At 45.5% G+C, this 1082-nt stretch carries 1 protein-coding gene; it reads right to left on the minus strand.

Translation table 11 applies throughout. The features are described 5' to 3' along the window. Positions 1 to 292: 292 nt before the first annotated feature. Positions 293 to 838 (minus strand): TetR/AcrR family transcriptional regulator, encoded by a 546-nt coding sequence (locus tag GQS54_RS22890; RefSeq protein WP_166426227.1) that lies wholly within the window; start codon positions 836 to 838, stop codon positions 293 to 295. Positions 839 to 1082 lie beyond the last annotated feature (244 nt).

The following is a 1082-nucleotide window of genomic DNA, read 5'->3' on the forward strand; positions in this document are numbered from 1 at the left end:
ACTTAAATACTCTATGATGTTTGGACATAAAAAGACCCCCAGTAATTGGAATGTCCAACTATTGGGGGTCACTTCAATGGATCCGGCTTTTTTATGTGGTCTGTCTCGCCTGACACGCGTTAACTTAAGCGGCCTGCTTTGTAAGAAAAGTTTTTTGATCTTGTCTTACGCGCTTTAATAGGCAAATCAAGAATGGCTGTTAGCTAGATCGTATTGACTGCGTTGATGCCGGACGCGTCGGTTGTGTTGATGTTGGTCGCATAGCCGCCAGCCGTGTTGCTGACCCGCGCCCTTAGCGGGTGGCGAGTAAGCCAGCACTAGCCGTGGTAAAAATGGCGGTGTCATTCATTGCTTTGCTAACTAACATTGCGCCTTCAAGTAAAGACAACGCTGCGATAGCTTGGCCTTTAGCCGTATGTTCTGAGGCGCCATCAGTTTGCATGTAAGCATGGGTCAGCCACTCAATGTTTTGCACAAAGAAGCGCTGTGTTTGCGTTTTAACTTTTTCGGGTAAGCCGTCAGTTTCAGCGCCTAGCAAACCACAAAGACACATCTTTTTGTCTTCGGTTAAGGCACACTGAAATTGTTGTAAATACACTTCAATAGGTTTTTTACCCTGCGCGATAAGTGCTTCTGGCGCACCCAAATTAGTTAAGAAGTTATCTGTGTACTGGCGAGCCAATTCAGCGCCTAAATCCGCTTTTGTAGGGAAGTGATAGTGCACACTCGAGCTTTTAATGCCGATTTCGTCGGCCAATTCACGAAAGCTAAAATTGTTATAACCGCCTGTTCTGACTTTAGCTTCAGCGGCTTTAAGTAAAAGTTGTTTCTTGCTCATAACGGCTCCTGTTTTCGTTATTATCTATCAGTAGATACACAGGTACAAGTGAGGTGCGACTATTAGCGGTTTCTGGTTTGCCAATGCTTTAACGCCGTGCTTTAAGAACATTCGCACCGAAAGCTCTGTGTATAATCGTGCACCGACACTCACGGCCCGTCACACCCCCACGGCAAGATCATGAACGTTTTTTGAACAAAAACAACATTATTTGACGGGCTGATGTCGCTGTGATCTTATACTC

Origin of the sequence: Paraglaciecola sp. 20A4 (assembly GCF_011378905.1) — a bacterium.
GTDB lineage: Bacteria > Pseudomonadota > Gammaproteobacteria > Enterobacterales > Alteromonadaceae > Paraglaciecola.